11 protein-coding genes, 3 pseudogenes and 1 riboswitch are annotated in these 17,283 nt (G+C 41.7%); of the genes and pseudogenes, 9 read left to right on the forward strand and 5 right to left on the reverse strand.

Translation table 11 applies throughout. The annotated features are described in order from the left end of the window. Window positions 1-3: 3 nt before the first annotated feature. On the reverse strand, window positions 4-2,919 hold the full coding sequence (locus IM475_RS04510) for a plasmid replication protein, CyRepA1 family (RefSeq protein ID WP_287726826.1): 2,916 nt from the start codon (window positions 2,917-2,919) through the stop codon (window positions 4-6). 485 nt (window positions 2,920-3,404) lie between these two features. Here IM475_RS04510 and IM475_RS04515 point away from each other — a divergent pair, with 485 nt between their 5' ends. The 6 genes and pseudogenes from IM475_RS04515 to IM475_RS04540 all read left to right on the forward strand — a co-directional run. Then, window positions 3,405-5,717, forward strand: a complete 2,313-nt coding sequence (locus IM475_RS04515) for a ribonucleoside-diphosphate reductase subunit alpha (RefSeq protein WP_287659978.1) — start codon at window positions 3,405-3,407, stop codon at window positions 5,715-5,717. Window positions 5,718-5,809: 92 nt separating this feature from the next. Then, window positions 5,810-6,262, forward strand: coding sequence for a DUF29 domain-containing protein (locus tag IM475_RS04520; RefSeq protein ID WP_287660006.1), 453 nt, complete (start codon window positions 5,810-5,812; stop codon window positions 6,260-6,262). A gap of 38 nt (window positions 6,263-6,300) precedes the next feature. Beyond that, window positions 6,301-6,753: a DUF29 domain-containing protein gene (locus IM475_RS04525; RefSeq protein ID WP_287659977.1), complete on the forward strand. Its 453-nt coding sequence runs from the start codon at window positions 6,301-6,303 to the stop codon at window positions 6,751-6,753. A gap of 53 nt (window positions 6,754-6,806) precedes the next feature. Next, window positions 6,807-6,995, forward strand: a pseudogene (locus IM475_RS04530) (ribonucleotide-diphosphate reductase subunit beta); the annotation flags it as partial. 105 nt (window positions 6,996-7,100) lie between these two features. Beyond that, complete coding sequence (locus IM475_RS04535; RefSeq protein ID WP_287726827.1) at window positions 7,101-7,613, forward strand: hypothetical protein; 513 nt, start codon at window positions 7,101-7,103, stop codon at window positions 7,611-7,613. Between the two features lie 179 nt (window positions 7,614-7,792). Next, a pseudogene (locus IM475_RS04540) lies at window positions 7,793-8,671 on the forward strand (ribonucleotide-diphosphate reductase subunit beta); the annotation flags it as partial. A 316-nt stretch (window positions 8,672-8,987) separates the two neighbouring features. On the opposite strand, the gene IM475_RS04545 reads toward IM475_RS04540, so the two are convergent. After that, a complete protein-coding gene (locus tag IM475_RS04545; RefSeq protein WP_287659975.1) occupies window positions 8,988-9,908 on the reverse strand; it encodes an NAD(+) kinase in 921 nt (306 codons plus the stop codon). A 379-nt stretch (window positions 9,909-10,287) separates the two neighbouring features. Between IM475_RS04545 and IM475_RS04550 the strand changes: the two genes are divergently transcribed. Beyond that, complete coding sequence (locus IM475_RS04550; protein WP_287659974.1) at window positions 10,288-10,827, forward strand: phycobiliprotein lyase; 540 nt, start codon at window positions 10,288-10,290, stop codon at window positions 10,825-10,827. An 86-nt stretch (window positions 10,828-10,913) separates the two neighbouring features. Here IM475_RS04550 and thiC read toward each other — a convergent pair whose 3' ends face one another. Beyond that, a complete protein-coding gene (gene thiC, locus IM475_RS04555) occupies window positions 10,914-12,296 on the reverse strand; it encodes a phosphomethylpyrimidine synthase (protein ID WP_287726828.1) in 1,383 nt (460 codons plus the stop codon). Window positions 12,297-12,304: 8 nt separating this feature from the next. Then, window positions 12,305-12,401: riboswitch (TPP riboswitch) on the reverse strand. Window positions 12,402-12,827: 426 nt separating this feature from the next. Further along, complete coding sequence (gene glnA / locus IM475_RS04560) at window positions 12,828-14,249, reverse strand: type I glutamate--ammonia ligase (protein ID WP_002748126.1); 1,422 nt, start codon at window positions 14,247-14,249, stop codon at window positions 12,828-12,830. A gap of 697 nt (window positions 14,250-14,946) precedes the next feature. Here glnA and IM475_RS04565 point away from each other — a divergent pair. Further along, window positions 14,947-15,129, forward strand: a pseudogene (locus tag IM475_RS04565) (tRNA (adenosine(37)-N6)-threonylcarbamoyltransferase complex ATPase subunit type 1 TsaE); the annotation flags it as partial. Window positions 15,130-15,166: 37 nt separating this feature from the next. On the opposite strand, the gene aqpZ reads toward IM475_RS04565, so the two are convergent. Continuing rightward, window positions 15,167-15,928, reverse strand: coding sequence for an aquaporin Z (gene aqpZ, locus IM475_RS04570; protein ID WP_238707244.1), 762 nt, complete (start codon window positions 15,926-15,928; stop codon window positions 15,167-15,169). A gap of 269 nt (window positions 15,929-16,197) precedes the next feature. On the opposite strand from aqpZ, the gene IM475_RS04575 reads away from it, so the two are divergent. Further along, complete coding sequence (locus IM475_RS04575; protein WP_287726829.1) at window positions 16,198-17,283, forward strand: class I SAM-dependent methyltransferase; 1,086 nt, start codon at window positions 16,198-16,200, stop codon at window positions 17,281-17,283.

Here is a 17,283-nt window from a genome sequence, read left to right on the forward strand (position 1 = left end):
ACCTTATTCATACCAAAACTCGGAACTTCCCGCACATTTTTCGTCTCTAAATAACCATTGTTGAAACACTTGTTCTCTACCATCCTGAGGTGCAACAATCTGATAAACTTTTAGGGATTTTTTAGCAATTCTCTGGCTGCCCTTGCCAGTTAATTTATAACCTAACAAGTTCAAACAATTACGAATAATCGTCAGAGGACGGGAAGTATTAGAGAGGTTAATCTTGGTGATAGTTTTAATCTCGTTACGGTTTTTAATGGCGATTTCGGCCATTTTTTGTAAATCGGCATCATGATTATTTAATTCTCTTTCAGGGTTAGCTAATAATACGGGAATTCCCAACAATTCTAACGTCCCGATAATCACTCCTAATTGACTACTATTAAAATCGGGAATAAATAAACTTCCGTGACCTGATTCTATCAGTTTACGGGCAATTAAAGCATCTCGATCACACAAAAATTGTCGCCCGATTGTCAAAAAGTAATGTAGGCGTAGTTCTTGATACCATCCTTGATCATCTTTAATCACTAATTGCGGTGTGACGGGTATTCCATAGCGTTTGTATAGGTCATATTTTCTAAGAATTCTCCTTTCTTTCACGGACTTAATTAACTGTTTTTTTAGCAGACGACACTCTGATTCCGTTATCTCGGCTGCGCTGGCAATCGCCGCGCATTCAGAACGATAATTATGTTCCATAATTTCCTCAATTGCTTCCGTTAACTGATTATTTATTTCTAGTTCTTCTTCCTGATTTCGTTCTTTAATTCTATGACCTTCTGCTTGTAAAATACCTAGAATTGACTGACGATAATTAAGCATATAAGCATTGACTCGCACGGCCATTTTTGCCCAGCAGAGGAGAGATTCCGCTTGAAAACTTGTATCTAAATCCTCCAGAGATTCTAAATCTGATTGGTGTAGTAAGCGAATATTAACCTCGGTTAATCGGTGTCCAGAGGTGAGAAGTTTGGGGATAGAAGTGGACCCATTGCCCACCTGATTAAATCCATGCACTGCTGACCAAATATAACGAGGAATATTCTCTCTAATTCTCCCTAAAAATTGAGCGATAGAAGTGGGAGTTTGAATTCCCTGTGCTAAACACCAAACTGAAGAAAAGTGCTGCTGAATATCAATACTAATTCCCGTTTCGATCGCAGGACTAGCTAAAACTATATCATAGTTAAGCAACAACTGATTTAAATTGCCAATCGCTTGATAAGCAGCGTGACTATAATCTTGCAATGACTCTGAATCTATTCGCAGAACTTTCTTGTGAGGAAATTGCTTTTTTAGATAGGATTCTAGGGTAATTGTTCCCCATTTACTGGTTAACTTTTGTGCTGATAGACAAACAAAAGGTTTTCCTCCCTCTTTAATATGTTTAACTAAATCCTTAACTAACTGTTGGGGAGTATTATCAGAGTAGCTATAAACTCGCCAAGCTTCCTGATAACTGGGTTTCCACTCGTTACTAATCAAGAAAGTTTCTAGTTTAATTGCAGCTAAAGAAGTTAAATAATCTAGGGAAATATCACTTAAATCAGCATCAGCAACTAGGACTTTTCCCCCACTGCTGACCACAGTTTGCAGCAGGGACTTTAAAGACTTTAAAATTGCTACACGATTAGCTTTACAAGTATCCCCATTTAACCCATGCCATAGGACTTGTTCGATCTCATCAATAATAATAATAGCTCCTTGCCAATCTTCCGCTTGAAATCTTGCTTGCGATTGGGGATGGAGAGAGTCAATACATAAACCATAACCGTAAATTTGTGCCGCAGGATTATCCCTAATTTTGCTGATATAGTTTAAACCAAAGCGTTGACATAACTCCTCTACCAGTTTCACACGATGGCCAATAATTAAAACTTTTTGTTGATTGGCAACAGCCTGTTTAACTATCTTGGCTAAAAACTCAGTTTTTCCCGTACCTTTAGCAGATTTAATCGCCATTAACTGCGCTGATGTAGGGATAGAAATATCTGGCAAGTAACGGCTATTTAACTCTAGATGAGGTGAGAGAGTTAAACTATTTAAACTCGATGCCTTCCAAATTTCCCAAGAGGTAGCTTTTTGATAGACTTGTTGAAAGTAATCTTCTCCTCGATTGATTAGTAAATCATCTACCCCTTTACCGTCAGCAGCATCCCAAGTAACTACCTTTACCTCACAGTTAGCCTGACTGAATAGATAACCCATTTTCTGTAAAGCTAAATTAACCGCTTGCTGGGTTTTCGGTTTAGTTTCTTGATCGAAAACTAGATAAATCTTTCGTCCCGAATTAGCTAATTTTTCTAGCTGCGGAATTAGATAAGATTTGCCGATTCTCCTACCTAATTCGTCCTTGGGAGTACGATAACCATTGTGAATCCCGGGTAAGGCAATTGTCACATAACCTGCTGTTAGTAATGCCCCCGCTTTTTTCGCCCCTTCCGTAAGACAAATAGGTATCTCTGGATGTTTCATCACCCAGGACCAAAAACCGAGATCCTCTTGCTTATTATCCACTTCTTCAGTTAAAATATTAATACTGATACGCTGGGCTGTCTTTTGCCAAATTTTCAGGGGAACCCGCAAAGCAAAGACTCCCGTAGGGGTTTGGGGAGGATGTTCGTACTTAATCGGTTTAGCCTTATCAAAGCTTAAACGGGGAAAATCGGGCTTAAAACAGCCCCAAAGGTCATAATTACCCGTTAATAAGTCAATTCCTGAACACCACCAACCGCCTTGACTGATATGTTCATAACGCTTGAGAATATCATCCCTAACTCTGCCATCATTGCGTCGCGGTAATTCTTGGGAGTAGAGTAGGTATTCACTGGGAGATAACCCCGCTAAACTGGTGACATTGAGATCGATTAACTCCGCATCCACCCCGCTATCACGCCATTCTTCTAAATATTTCATCCTTGTCCTCTACTCGCTAGACGCTATATATAGCGTTTTTGTCCTATTATTCTAGCGGTAAGCCACTAAATAGAGAAAAGAGAAAATTTACTCTCTCAGAGGTTCTCAGAGGAAATTTGACTTTTAATCCACTCTTGTCTTAAATTATCGAAAAGTTAAGAACAAATAAAGTCTGACCACAACCTTCTCAGTAGTCAAGCACAATGGGATCGGAAATATTTTGTCAATCCGTTTTTATTACCAAAGAATAAACTTTTTGTCAAGCATACAAAAGAACTATCTTTTCGGGAAAATTGAGAATTTTTGGCAGAAAATATTATCCAAAACACTGTTTTGGGGAAGAAAACAATCTTGGCTCTACTACATATAGAGTTATAAAATTATTTAACACGCTAGATGTTGTGTTTTCCTAGAAAATCTGATAGAATACTCTAGTACAAATAGATTAATTTGTCAAGTTTTTTTAACGCCGCAATTTCCCAATTATGCAATCGAAGCCCTTGACTACTGCCGTTTCCATTCACAAAAATAACGAAGTAATACCCTTTCGTTCTACCCCTTTAGCTAATATGGGCAGCCATGCAATTAGAGTGATTCGGCGCGATGGTTCCACCACAAGCTTAAATATCGGCAAAATTCGCGACGTGGTAGAGTGGGCTTGTGAGGGCAAAAAAGTCAATTCTATTGCCTTAGAAGCGGGTTTAACCACACGCCTGCGGGATGGGATTACCACTAGGGAAATACAGGATAATTTAATTAATTGCGCCCTAGAAATGTGTAGTCCAGAGGAACCAGATTGGCGCTATGTGGCGGGAAGATTGCATATTTGGAGTCTTTGGAAAGATACCTTAGTAGTCCGGGGTTATCAGTACGGAAATTACGAGAAAACCGTCAAAACTCAAGTTAAAAATCGCCTGTACGACGAAAGGATTCTCATCTATTCTGAGGCAGAATTAAAAGAAGCTGGTTCTTGGATTAATCCCGATTGGGACATCGATTATGATTACGCTGGCGCATTGTTAATCACTAGCCGTTATTTACTCAAAAATGAGTTACCCCAAGAGGCATTATTAACCTGTTCCTTACTGCTTGCCATTGTGGAAGAACCGGCTAATAGACTCCACTGGGCGAAGAAATTTTATCAAGCGATTGCTCAAAGAAAAATCTCTCTTGCTACCCCAATTTTAGCCAATTTACGCACTCCCAAAGGTTCCCTAACCAGTTGTTTTATCCTCTCCATTGACGACAGTTTAGAAAGCATTTTCGGCGAGATTACTAATGCTGCCCGCATCTCCAAAAATGGTGGCGGTGTCGGAGTGAATGTGAGTAGAATTCGCGCCACTGGTAGCTGGGTAATGGGGAAAGCTAATGCTTCCGGTGGGATTATTCCTTGGATTAAGTTACTTAACGATACAGCTATTGCAGTAAATCAGGGGGGAAGACGCGCTGGGGCAGTAACTATCGGTGTTGACATCTGGCATTTAGATGTGCCAGAATTTCTGGAAATGCAGACAGAAAACGGCGATCAAAGACGCAAAGCTTATGATGTTTTTCCCCAATTAGTTATCACCGATGAATTCATGCGTCGGGTGATAACTAAAGCCGAGTGGACATTAGTAGATCCCTACGAAGTTAGCACTAAATTAGGTATAGAATTAGCGGAACTATGGGGGGAAGAATTTGAAGAGGCCTATCGTTTAGTAGAAGCTAATTTAGATCAAGAGATTCTCCTCTATAAAAAAATCAATGCCCGGGACTTATTTAAAACTATCATGCGTTCCCAAGTAGAAACAGGAATGCCCTACATTGCCTTCAAAGATACCATCAATCGCGCTAATCCTAATAAACACGATGGCTATATCCCCGGTGTAAATTTATGCACGGAGAGTTTCTCGAATGTCACCCCCGATAAAACTGCCCATTGTTGTAATTTAGTTAGCCTTAATTTAGCCAATATCGACAGGGAAGAAATCGAGTCTAATTGTCAAATCGCTGTCAGGATTCTCGACAATACTATCGATATTACTAACCCTCCCTTTGATAATGCTAAAAACCACAACGATAGATACCGCACTATTGGGGTAGGGGCGATGGGATTAGCTGACTGGTTAGCTAATCGGAAATTATCCTACAATAACCTGTCAGAAATTAGTAATTTATTTGAAGAAATTGGCTATTGGTGTACCTATTCCTCGATGGAATTAGCCAAAGAACGCGGCGCTTATCAAGCTTTCTTGGGTAGTGAATGGAGTCAAGGTAAATTAATCGGTGCAAAACCAGTGGAATGGTTTTTAACTAATGCGGTGCAACCGCAAAGATGGCAACAATTAGCCGCAGATATTCAACGATTTGGTATCCGTAATTCCCATATTACCGCCATTGCTCCTAATACTTCCTCCAGTTTGGTACAGGGATGTACCGCTAGTGTTTTGCCGGTTTATAGTCGCTTTTTCTACGATAAATGGGCAAAGGGAACTGTTCCCATCGCGCCACCTTTTATTGAAGAAGCTTTCTGGTTTTATCCGGAGAATAAAAATCTCGAACAACAGCAAGTGGTGAAAGCGATCGCTACTATGCAAGAATGGATCGATACGGGGATTTCTATGGAGTTATTATTCAACCTCAATGAAGGGGTTTATTTCCCCGAAGAACCCAACCGTTGTCTCACTGCCAAAGATATCTTTGATACCCTAGTTATGGCCTGGGAATTGGGGTGTAAAGCGATTTATTATATCCGTACCGTACAAAAGGACAATTTTCGAGAGTCTGACGATAGTTGTTCTAGTTGCGCTAATTAAGGTTAACTTCGGTGGGCAATGCCCACCTTAATTTTTTTACATCAAAGATTAGGACTGATAAAATGAGTTTTATTGATCACCTAATCACAGCTATGGATAAGACTTTATACGAACAGGATTACTATCTCTGGATAGAGAAAACCATATCTTTACTAGAAAATCATCAATTTTCCGATTTAGATTTAGATAATCTCATCGAGGAAATTAGTAGTATGGGGAAAAGTGAGAAACGAAGTTTAGAAAGTTATTTAACTCGGTTATTAGAACATTTGCTGAAACTAGCTTACTGGGAATCGGAATTAGAATATAATCAAAGAGGATGGAAAAATGAAATTCGTAACTTTCGCCTACGAATTCAACAAATTATTGAAGATAGTCCCAGTTTAAAGCCCTATCTATCGGAAATTTTCTCTCCCTGTTATCAAAATGCCCGTAAATTGTTTTTAGATGTATCTGGAATGGCTGAAAATTTGGTCAGTTTAGCTCCAATTTGCACTATAGAACAGGCTTTAAATGAGGATTGGTTCCCTGAAATCTCAAAATAATATTGATAGAGGATAAAAGCAAGTGAAGGTGGGTAATTATGGAAAAGAAATTATACGAAAAGGACTACTATCTCTGGCTAGAGAAAACCATATATTTACTAGAAAATCATCAATTTTCTGATTTAGATTTAGAGAATTTAATTGACGAAATAAAATCTATGTCTATCAGTCAACAGAAAGCATTAAAAAGCAATCTAACTGTGATTTTATGGCATTTACTAAAATACTTACAAGAGCCAGAAAAACAAACCAGAAGCTGGGCATTAACCCTTTTTGAGCATCGCGAGAGAATCGAAGAAGATTTAGAAAATAGCCCTAGTCTTAAGAGTTTTTTAACAGAAGACAATTTAAAAAAATGCTATAATAAAGCCAGACAAAAAGCCGCTATTGAAACAGGGATAAACCTAGAGAAATTCCCGAAGGATTGCCCATTTACTTTGGCAGAAGCCCTAGATTTTGAATTTATTCCTAATCAAAATCAAAACATTTGACTTTTTACCGAAAATCTATTATAACCTAAAAGTGCCATAATATCCAAGTAATCATGTCCTTACATTTAGTTAATTCTTGCCATTCGATGCCCATTTCCCCGATCTTCAATCCGGCGGGAGATGATGCGATCGAAAACCGTTCGATCTGGTTTGGTAACACCACCAACCTGATGCAGTTAAACGATGTCCGCTACACCTGGGCGGTGGGTTTATATCAACAAATGCGGGAAAATTTCTGGATTAAATAAGGTAGTCCAGACTAAATCCCCTGAAAACGGTGAAACTCTGTGATCTATCTTGCAAGAAAATTTGTTATAGTGCGTAATATGTATCGCACAACAAAACAAATGGAAAGCAAGACTTGCGCTAAGTGTCATACCACAAAACCGATTTCTGAATTTCACAAAGATAAAAGGCTAAAAAGCGGGACAGTAGCAAGGTGTAAAAGCTGTACTTGTGAATACAAGCGAGAGTATTACGCATCAAGCGAAGGAAACGCAAAAATAAAAGCCTACATTGAGCGAAATAAAGAAAAAAGATCCACTTACAGTAAACAGTATTCTCAGAAGTACAGAGATGCTCAGTTTAAAAACCAAAAAAAACTTGAGTTTTGCCTCTATAAAGGAGGGTACTGTTCCGAATGTGGATTTGCTGCAACGGAAGACACTATTGCGGCCTTTGATTTTCATCACATCGAACCCTCTGAGAAGGAATATACCCCATCAGATATGTTGATGTTGAAGAAAGAAAAGGTGTTCAAGGAATTAGATAAGTGTATTCTCTTGTGTTCCAACTGTCACAGGATTTTGCACCACAGACAATACCGTGCCAAGCTGCTAGAAAAAAAGCAGAAGGTGTAGAGACTAATGAACAGCAGATCATATCTGACTAAGTAAAGTAGGCAGTAAGCGATTGACTGTCGAAGCGGGGGACTCCTTTGCATAAGCAAAGGATGATGATATAGTCCGATCCATTTGGTGACAGATGGCAGCTTGAATAAAGCGGGTTAGGGGTAGCGAACCTAATTGAACATAAATGACCACAACGCTTAGATATCACTCAAGACGTGACTGAATACGGGCATCTTACCGACGAAGAAAGATATGCTTATGATGGTATTTTGTCCTATCTAACCTTTCTTGATTCCGTGCAAACCTGTAATATTCCCCACCTAAAAGGTAGCGTCACTGCGCCAGAAATTAGTCTTTGTATGGCGGAACAAATTTCTCAAGAGGCCATGCACAATCAAAGTTATCAATACTTAATTGAAACGATTATTCCCTCGGATCGCAGAGGCGAAGTTTATGACTTTTGGCGCACCGATAAAGTTCTCAAGGATCGCTGTGAATTTATTGCTAGTCTCTACCAGCAATACATCGATAAACAAACTACTGAAAGCTATTTTATCGCCCTTGTCGCCGATTATTTGCTAGAGAGTTTGTATTTTTACAACGGCTTTATCTTTTTCTATAATCTCGCTTCTCGACAGCTAATGTCCGGTAGCGCTGACGTTTTCAAAATGATCAACCGGGACGAATTAAGTCACGTCCGTTTGTATCAAAAACTTATTCCCGAAGCCATGGCAATTTTTCCCCATTCTGTTGAACAGATTTATGAGATGTTCGATAGTGCCGTTAAACACGAATGTCGCTGGACAAATCACATCGTTGGCAACGACATTTTAGGTATTACCGAATACAGTACCGAACAGTACACTAAATACCTCGCTAATATTCGGCTAAAAGCGATCGGACTTGAGCCTTTATACAGGGAAGAAAAGTATAACAAAAGTCCCTATAACCATCTGGAACGCTTTTCCGATACCAAAAAAGAAGGCCACACCAAAGCTAACTTTTTTGAAGCAACTGTTACCAGTTATGTTATGTCTTCTGGCTTAACTGGATGGGATGAAATTTAAAATTTAAGGGATAATAATGACCCAATTTCTTACCATAAAGTGGCAACTTTGTCAAATATTTTGACAACTTTTGACCCGCTATTCGCTGCGGGCAAAAGGTGCTTTTTGCTGCTTGTCCCCCGCTCAACCTTTAACGATACCTACTGGCATCTCGGTAGTTAGTAATTATAAGTAGCTGGACACAATTAATTACATATATCTAACTACCTCTTGCATGAGTGCCTCTTACCTTTTGGCCATCCTAACCAAGAAGTTAATTTTGTCCTATTACTTAATCATCCCTCAGACAGTATCCCCAGAAGCTCTTTAGCCGATCCTAATTATGACGATTGCCATCATAATGAATTCTCGCCCCGGCCCATTGCAATTTTTCCTGTAGAGTCTGATAAAAAGAATAGCTTTCCCGCAGGATAATAAATTGGGCGAATTTTTCAGCTTTGGTAACTCCCACCCATTGCCCGGGCCAAATGGAAGTGGCTAAAGCACCATCCATCCAGAGTTTAGTGTTTAATTCGTAGTCTCCCAGAGGCCAAATACTGACCAGAGATGCCGGGGGAATGACAATCGGCCGACTGGAGAGACTCAAGGGACAAATCGGGGTGACAGCGATCGCTTCCATGCCGGGGTGTATAATCGGGCCATTAGCGGAAGCGGTGTAACAGGTGGATCCCGTGGGAGTAGCCACTAATAGTCCGTCTCCTTGGTACTGATCTACTACTTCCCCGTCCACTTCGATTTCCAGGATCGAGGTGGGCATCCTATCGATACTAGCGGGTTTCACACACATCTCATTCAGGGCATAAAATGCCTCGCTCACTGCCTGGGGGTTTCTTTTATCCCCTTCATAGATTCTGGCCTTTAACATCATCCGTTGTTGTACCGCATAGCGATCGGATTGTAAACGCTCCCAGACCGTCTCCGTATCCTGGAAAATCTCAAAAGGTTCCGTTAAAAATCCCAGATGGCCGCCGACATTCACCGCTAAAATTGGAATGTCTTCGTGAGCTAAATAGCGAGCGGCGGCTAAAATGGTTCCATCTCCGCCCAAAACGATGGCGAGGTCAATTTTTTCCGATGCTGAGGCTAAAAATACTGGATAGGGATTATCTTTAAAGCCACTGGGTCCCATTAAAACTTTACACTGACGGGCTTCTAACTGTTTAGCGCATTTTTCCGCCCATGCTTTACTTTGGGGATGGTTGGCCTTATGAGCAATGATTACTTGTTTTAACTGCACGGAGTTGAGACCTGGTTCGGAGGTTCTATATTTTTAACAATACCAAGACTGGGCAGATCGGATGAAAAGTAACAGGTAAAAAAGGGGGTTGGGGAAATCACCTCGGCCTCACTGTAGCCAATTTGACAGAATTAATCGATAGATAGGGGTAAATGGAAGTAACTAGGATAAGCTCGCAGGTTTTAGTAATCTTATCCCCTTTTTTCCCTGTAACTGCTGTATCTATGCGACTTTTTCCCAATTATCTCCCTCAACACACCTACCACTTAATTTCCCCGCAAGGTTATAATTGTATTAAGATGTGTAACAGTTCTCTGGCAAACTCTTGACAAAGGATAACAAATCTGCTCTACCAAAAAACAGGAAAGGTTTTATTTCTATGACATTAATTCAAACCGCCCAATTATCGCTAGAAACCTCGGCTTTAGCCTTTTTTAAGCAGACAGAAGGACGCTGGCAATCCCAGAGACGTTATTACACCCTCACTCAAGAAACGGAACCCCAAGAAGTTATCAGCGCCATCGAGATTAAATATTTACCCCAAGGCAGCGAACCATTAATTCAACTGGCCCGTTTACATAATCTGGAAGATACAGTTCTATTAGGTGGTACGGAAGTGACTTGGCAAAGTAATTATCTCCGTCCCCAGAGTAAAAAACCCTCCAACGGTTCCACTATATTCGGTATTTTAGATAATATTCTCTATCGCGATCGGGGATTTGCGACGGATAAACCCGTTAGTGCCATTTATACCTTTCCTAACCCCTCTACTCTCTGTCTGAGAACAGAATACGCCGGTTCTGTCTTTGAAGAAGAAATTAAACTCATCGGTCAACAATATCGCACCCGACAAACTATTATCTCTCGCGCCGGTCAAGAATTGATGATCGGTCAATATCTAGAAAAACGGGTCAATTAGTCAAAAAATGGCGGTTATTACCATAATTTTGACTTCTATGCTAGAAATAGGGCTGAAATCAAGTCAGCCCTTCCCATAACTCCCCTTTAAACCGGGGTTAAATTGTCTTGATTCTGACTAGCGAGAAACTTCTCTAATTCCGTAATTGCATCGGCATCGACCTTAGTTTGCATGGGACAGAATTTCGGTCCACACATCGAACAAAACTCCGCCGTCTTATAGATATCTGCGGGTAAAGTCTCATCGTGGTATTCCTTAGCGCGATCGGGATCCAAGGATAACTGAAATTGACGATTCCAATCGAAATTATAACGAGCGATGGAGAGTTCGTCATCACGATCCCGCGCCCCCGGACGATGACGGGCGATATCTGCCGCATGAGCCGCTATTTTGTAGGCAATTAAGCCATTTCGCACATCTTCAGCGTTGGGTAAACCGAGATGCTCTTTCGGGGTGACATAACATAACATCGCCGTCCCGTACCAACCCGCCAGAGCCGCCCCGATCGCCGAAGTGATATGATCGTACCCTGGAGCAATATCGGTGACAAGGGGACCAAGAACATAGAAAGGTGCTTCGCTACACTCCTCCATTTGTTTTTTCACATTAAATTCAATTTGATCCATGGGAACATGGCCAGGTCCTTCCACCATTACCTGTACATCGTGTTCCCAAGCGCGACGCGTCAGTTGGCCGAGGGTTTTCAATTCCGCTAATTGGGCTGCATCGGAAGCATCGTGGGTACAACCAGGACGCAGGGAGTCACCGAGACTAAAAGAAACGTCATAACGCTTGAAAATCTCGATAATTTCATCGAAATGGGTGTAGAGAGGATTTTGCTTGTGGTGGTGTAACATCCACTTGGCAATAATACCACCGCCCCGGGAGACAATCCCGGTCAGACGAGTTTTGACTAAAGGCAGGTGTTCGATGAGGATTCCTGCGTGAATTGTCATGTAATCTACCCCTTGCCCGGCGTGTTTTTCGATAATGTGGAGGAAATCTTCGGCGGTGAGTTTTTCAATATTACCGTGAACGCTTTCCACCGCTTGATAGATGGGTACAGTACCGATGGGGACAGGAGAAGCATTGATAATCGCGGTGCGAATTTCGTCCAAATTACCGCCCCCAGTGGAGAGATCCATCACCGTATCGGCGCCGTATTTGACCGCTAGGTGTAATTTTTCCAGTTCTTCGTTAATATTCGAGGAGTTAGGGGAAGCCCCGATATTAGCATTAACTTTACACTTAGAAGCAATACCGATCGCCATAGGTTCGAGGTTGAGGTGATTGATATTAGCGGGAATAATCAGTCTTCCTCGGGCGATTTCGCTGCGAATCAATTCGGGAGAGAGATTTTCCCGTTTTGCCACATAAGCCATCTCTTCGGTAATTATCCCCTGACGGGCGTAGTGCATTTGCGATACATTTGCTTGTCCGCGCCGGGGGGCAACCCATTCTTGTCTCATAATTTTATTTCCTCTGTAAACAGCTTCCCTACGCTGGAATTACCCAGTCTCAGGTTCTAAGGGTCTTTCTCAGCCTGATTATCTCAGACACCCCTAGCTATGACGGCAATTGTATCACTGTTAACGACTGAGGAGATCAAGCTTAAGATTGTTGTTTGATTAGGCAGTATTCAGGAGTCAGTATTCAGGAGTCACTATTGAGTATTCAGCTTTTATAGTCATTTCAGATAAGTCTGATACACTCTAGACCGACAAAACCCTTATGAACTCTGGGATTGATATTCTCAATCTTAATTGAAATGACTATATTTATTATCCCATCTCCCCCGCTCCCCACTTCCCGCTCCCCCACTCCCCAATTCATAATTCATAATTCATAATTCCCCCACTCCCCAATTCATAATTCATAATTTATAATTCATAATTCATAATTCATAATTCCCCTACTCCCCAACCCCCAACTCCTTGCTGATTCGAAAAAAAAGGGCAGGCAAAAGCCTACCCTAGGATTAATGATTATTCAATCAAATCTTAGACATCGTAGTAGAGAGAGAACTCGTAGGGGTGGGGACGTAAGCGCATCGGGTTAACTTCGTTATCGAGTTTGTAGGTGATCCAGTTTTGGATAAAGTCTTCGGTAAAAACACCAGAATCGGTCAAGAAAGCGTGATCTTTTTCGAGACTTTCCAGAGCTGCTTCTAGAGAACCGGGGGTAGAGGGTATTTTTGACAATTCTTCGGGACTGAGTTCGTAGATATCCACATCGAGAGGTTCCCCTGGTTCAATTTGATTTTTAATCCCATCGATACCGGCACAGAGCATGGCGGCAAAAGCGAGGTAGGGGTTAGAAGTGGCATCAGGACAACGGAATTCTAAACGTTTGGCTTTCGGGTTGCTTCCCGATAAAGGAATCCGAATCGAAGCGGAGCGATTACCTTGGGAGTAGGCCAGGTTTACAGGGGCCTCAAAACCGGGGACGAGACGCTTGTAAGAGTTGGTGGTGGGGTTAGTTAAAGCTAAGAGCGCGGGAGCGTGTCTAAGCAAACCACCGATGTAGTACAGTGCCATTTGGCTAAGTCCGGCGTATTTATCCCCGGCGAACAGGGGTTGACCATCTTTCCAGATAGACTGGTGAACGTGCATCCCGGAACCGTTATCACCAAAGATGGGTTTGGGCATAAAGGTGACGGTTTTACCGTATTTCTTGGCCACGTTCTTGATGCAGTATTTGTAGGTCATCAAGTAGTCGGCGGCCCGTACTAGGGTAGAGAATTTAATCCCTAACTCGTTTTGACCACCAGTAGCGACTTCATGGTGATGTTTTTCGATGGGAACTCCGCAGTCAGCCATCGTTAAGAGCATTTCCGTGCGAATATCTTGAGAGGTATCGGTGGGACTAACGGGGAAATAACCCTGTTTGTAGGCGGGTTTATAGGCAAGATTTCCGTCTTTTTCGTCTTTACCGCTATTCCAACGACCTTCGACACTATCCATGTAGTAATAGCCGGAGTTGGCGGTTTGGTCGAAACGAGCGCTATCAAAGAGGAAAAATTCTGCTTCCGGTCCAAAAAATACAGTATCACCTAAACCGGTACTGCTCAGATAATCGATCGCTTTCTGAGCAATAGAGCGAGGATCGCGACTATACCATTCACCGGTTCTCGGTTCTTTGATGCTACAGATCATGCTGAGGGTAGGTTCCTTGTAGAAGGGATCGATCCAAGCAGTGGTAGGATCGGGAACCATGGCCATATCGGACTCGTTAATTGCTTTCCAACCGCGAATACTGGAACCATCGAAGGCAACACCATCGCTGAAAGAGCTTTCATCGATTTGATCGTAGTAGAAGGAGCAATGTTGCCAGATACCTGGCATATCAATAAATTTCAGGTCGATAATCTTAATATTGTTGTCCTGAATCATTTTCAAGACTTCTTGTGGCGTTTCGGGCATGGAAAACTCCTTTGACGTATGGATTGGTTCTTAAGCTTCTCGAAAAAACCATCCTAAACAGTCACTTTGACCGTTTTTGTATTTTTCGATACAAAATCTTTGATCCTAGCTTGAAAAAATCTGTAATTTCCTTGTTCAGGTCGGTAATGGCTCCGAATGGCGATTTGCCCATCGGCTTCTACTACCTCTTGCCATAGCTCAAGGAGGTTCGTTTGTGCAAACATTTGCCGTCTAGAGATTTTCTGCTCACTTAAAAGTTCATGTATTTCACCTCAGATACTCAAATACACCTCGAAGAAAAGATTTTGTTAACAAAGTGTCATACTAGATCCTGTTTTAAAAAATGATAACAATCAGTCATAAGTTAGCTTGACTGCTTCTGTATCTATCTTTCAGTTCCTCTGAACTTAGATGTTCGGCTAAGTAAGCTTTCTTGGGCATTTTATCTCCTCGTTTTTACTCGTTTTATTATAACAGGATTTAGTATGACAGGCCTTTTAGGTCAGGCCATGTCCCTTTTTCTTGACTTCTAGCTGCTAAGCTGAGAACTTCCCACTGTCCAGTCTGCTAATTTCACACTTTCTTTAGATTTATAGTCATTTCAATTAAGATTGAGAATATAAATGCCAGAGTTCATAAGATTTTCATCGGTCTAGATTGTATCAGACTTATCTGAAATGACTATATCGGCTCAACTGGAATCGAGGTGGATTTAGGGATAGTGGCGATCAAATGGTCGGAACGTTTAACTTTTTTGCCGGAAAATTATCTAGAGATTACTTTACTCGATCGAGGCGAGCAGAGACGACGAGCGCTGCTCAATTTTGTCGGTGGGGACGAAAAAAATAGCGATTCCTGTGGGGTCGCTATCAGCACTTGACTCTTGAAGCAATCAAACTTTAGCGGTAACTTTCCACTTATTCTCTAACTCGTCTTTCTTCTAAAGTTTCTTCAAAGAAACTATTGTAGAGGAAACCCGCAGCCACGGCCCCAACAATGGGAGCAATCCAGAATAACCATAATTGACCAACGAGAGCCATATTACCGCATAAAAGAGCGACACCAGTACTACGAGCGGGATTAACGGAGGTATTGGTCACGGGAATGCTAATTAAGTGAATTAAGGTCAATCCTAAACCAATAGCGATGGGAGCAAAACCGGCTGGAGCGCGTCGATCGGTAGAACCTAAAATGATAATTAAGAACATGAAGGTCAAGACCACTTCCGTGACCAAAGCGGCGAATAAACTGTAACCACCGGGAGAATGTTCTCCGTAACCATTGGTGGCCAGAGGATTGCTGCCTCCCAAAGCGAAACTCGGTTGACCACTGGCAATAATGTAGATAATTACCGCCGCTAAAATCGCCCCTAAAACTTGAGCGATGATGTAGGGAAGTAGTTCCGAACCGGGGAAGCGTTTACCTGCCCAGAGACCGAAGGAAACGGCGGGATTAAAATGTCCCCCCGAAATATGCCCGAAAGCGTAGGCAAGGGTAAGGACGGTTAAACCGAAGGCGAGGGAGACACCGACAAAAGAAATCCCCAGATGGATATTAAAATCAGCACCATCTACGACACTCTTGGCTTTACCCACAAATACTGCCGCTAAAACGGCACTACCGCAACCACCGAGAACCAGCCAAAAGGTCCCGATGAACTCTGCTAGATACTTTTTCATCTCTATATCAAGGTTGAATGATTTTGCTTTCAGGTTATCTCCCATCAAACCGGATTAAACTGTTATAAGATATTAAAAAATAGTTATTTTTTGATCTTCAATTTGCCGTTCTCATGGGGAACCTATCAGCCTTCTGGGGCTAGAATACTAAAAACAATCAGGAATTTCTGATAATTTCACACTTTTTTTAGATTTACTTCTATCTTGATGTCTGATCGGTTTTGGCAGTGTCTGACCCTTTCCGCCGAGTGCTAATTATGAGATGATCGATGCAGGAAGAAAAAGCGATATTTAATATCAACAATACTTTTTATCGACCGGAGAGTAAAATCGTCCGAGATTTAGGAGTTTTAGGGGCGGCAATTGCCCAAAAAGAGCGGGGCAGTTTGCGCGTTTTAGAGGTAATGAGCGGCTCCGGTGTGCGAGCGCTCAGGTATTGGTTAGAAAGTGGTGCGGATTGGCTGTGGGTTAATGATGGTAATCCAGAAATTAAGCCAACTTTAGCCGCTAATTTAGAGAGTTTATTACAACAGAAAAAAGGCAAAATAACCTATAAATCTGCTCAAGAAGTTCTCCTAGAATGTTATCTTGAAAAAGACTATTACGATCTAGTTGATATTGATGCTTTTGGTTCCCCTGCATCTCTGTTTAGTGCTATTCCTTTAGCCACTAAAATCGGTGGTTTAATTTATCTGACTAATACCGATGGACGGACGCTGACGGGTCATAATCTGGAAAATAGTTTAGCTAATTATGGAGCCTATGCTCGCAATCATCCAGCTGCCCACGAACAGGGATTAAGATTAATTATCGCCAGTTTGCAATTAGAATCAGCCCGGTTAGGTTTAGGAATTACGCCGATTTTTTCCTTCTTTTTTGGTCAAAGTTATCGGGTGATGGTGCGGTTAACGGCTAATAGACAATTAAATAGTCATAACTACGGTTTTCTCGGTTATTGTCATAGCTGCGGGGAATATCAATCAGTGCCTTGGCCGAAGTTAGGCAAGATAGTTTGTTCTGGGGACGGGCAACCTTTAACCTTAACCGGACCTTTGTGGTTAGGCAGTTTACACGATCGCCTTTATCTAGAAAAAATGGCAGATTTAGCCGATCAATGGCAGTGGAAAAAGGTAGTTAAATTGTTAGAAATAATGAGGGAAGAAAACGATTTTCCTCCCTATTTTTATAGCTTTCGGGAAATTGGTAGAAGGGGCAAATTAGATCTACCCAAAAGGGAAGATTTAATTGCAGCTCTCCTAGAACAAGGTTATCGAGCCGCTGCCACCCATATTAACCCGCAAGCACTGAAAACTAACGCTTCTTTAGCCCAATGTATCGCAATACTCAACGACTAA

Origin of the sequence: Microcystis sp. M061S2, from assembly GCF_020245605.1 — a bacterium.
Lineage (GTDB): Bacteria > Cyanobacteriota > Cyanobacteriia > Cyanobacteriales > Microcystaceae > Microcystis.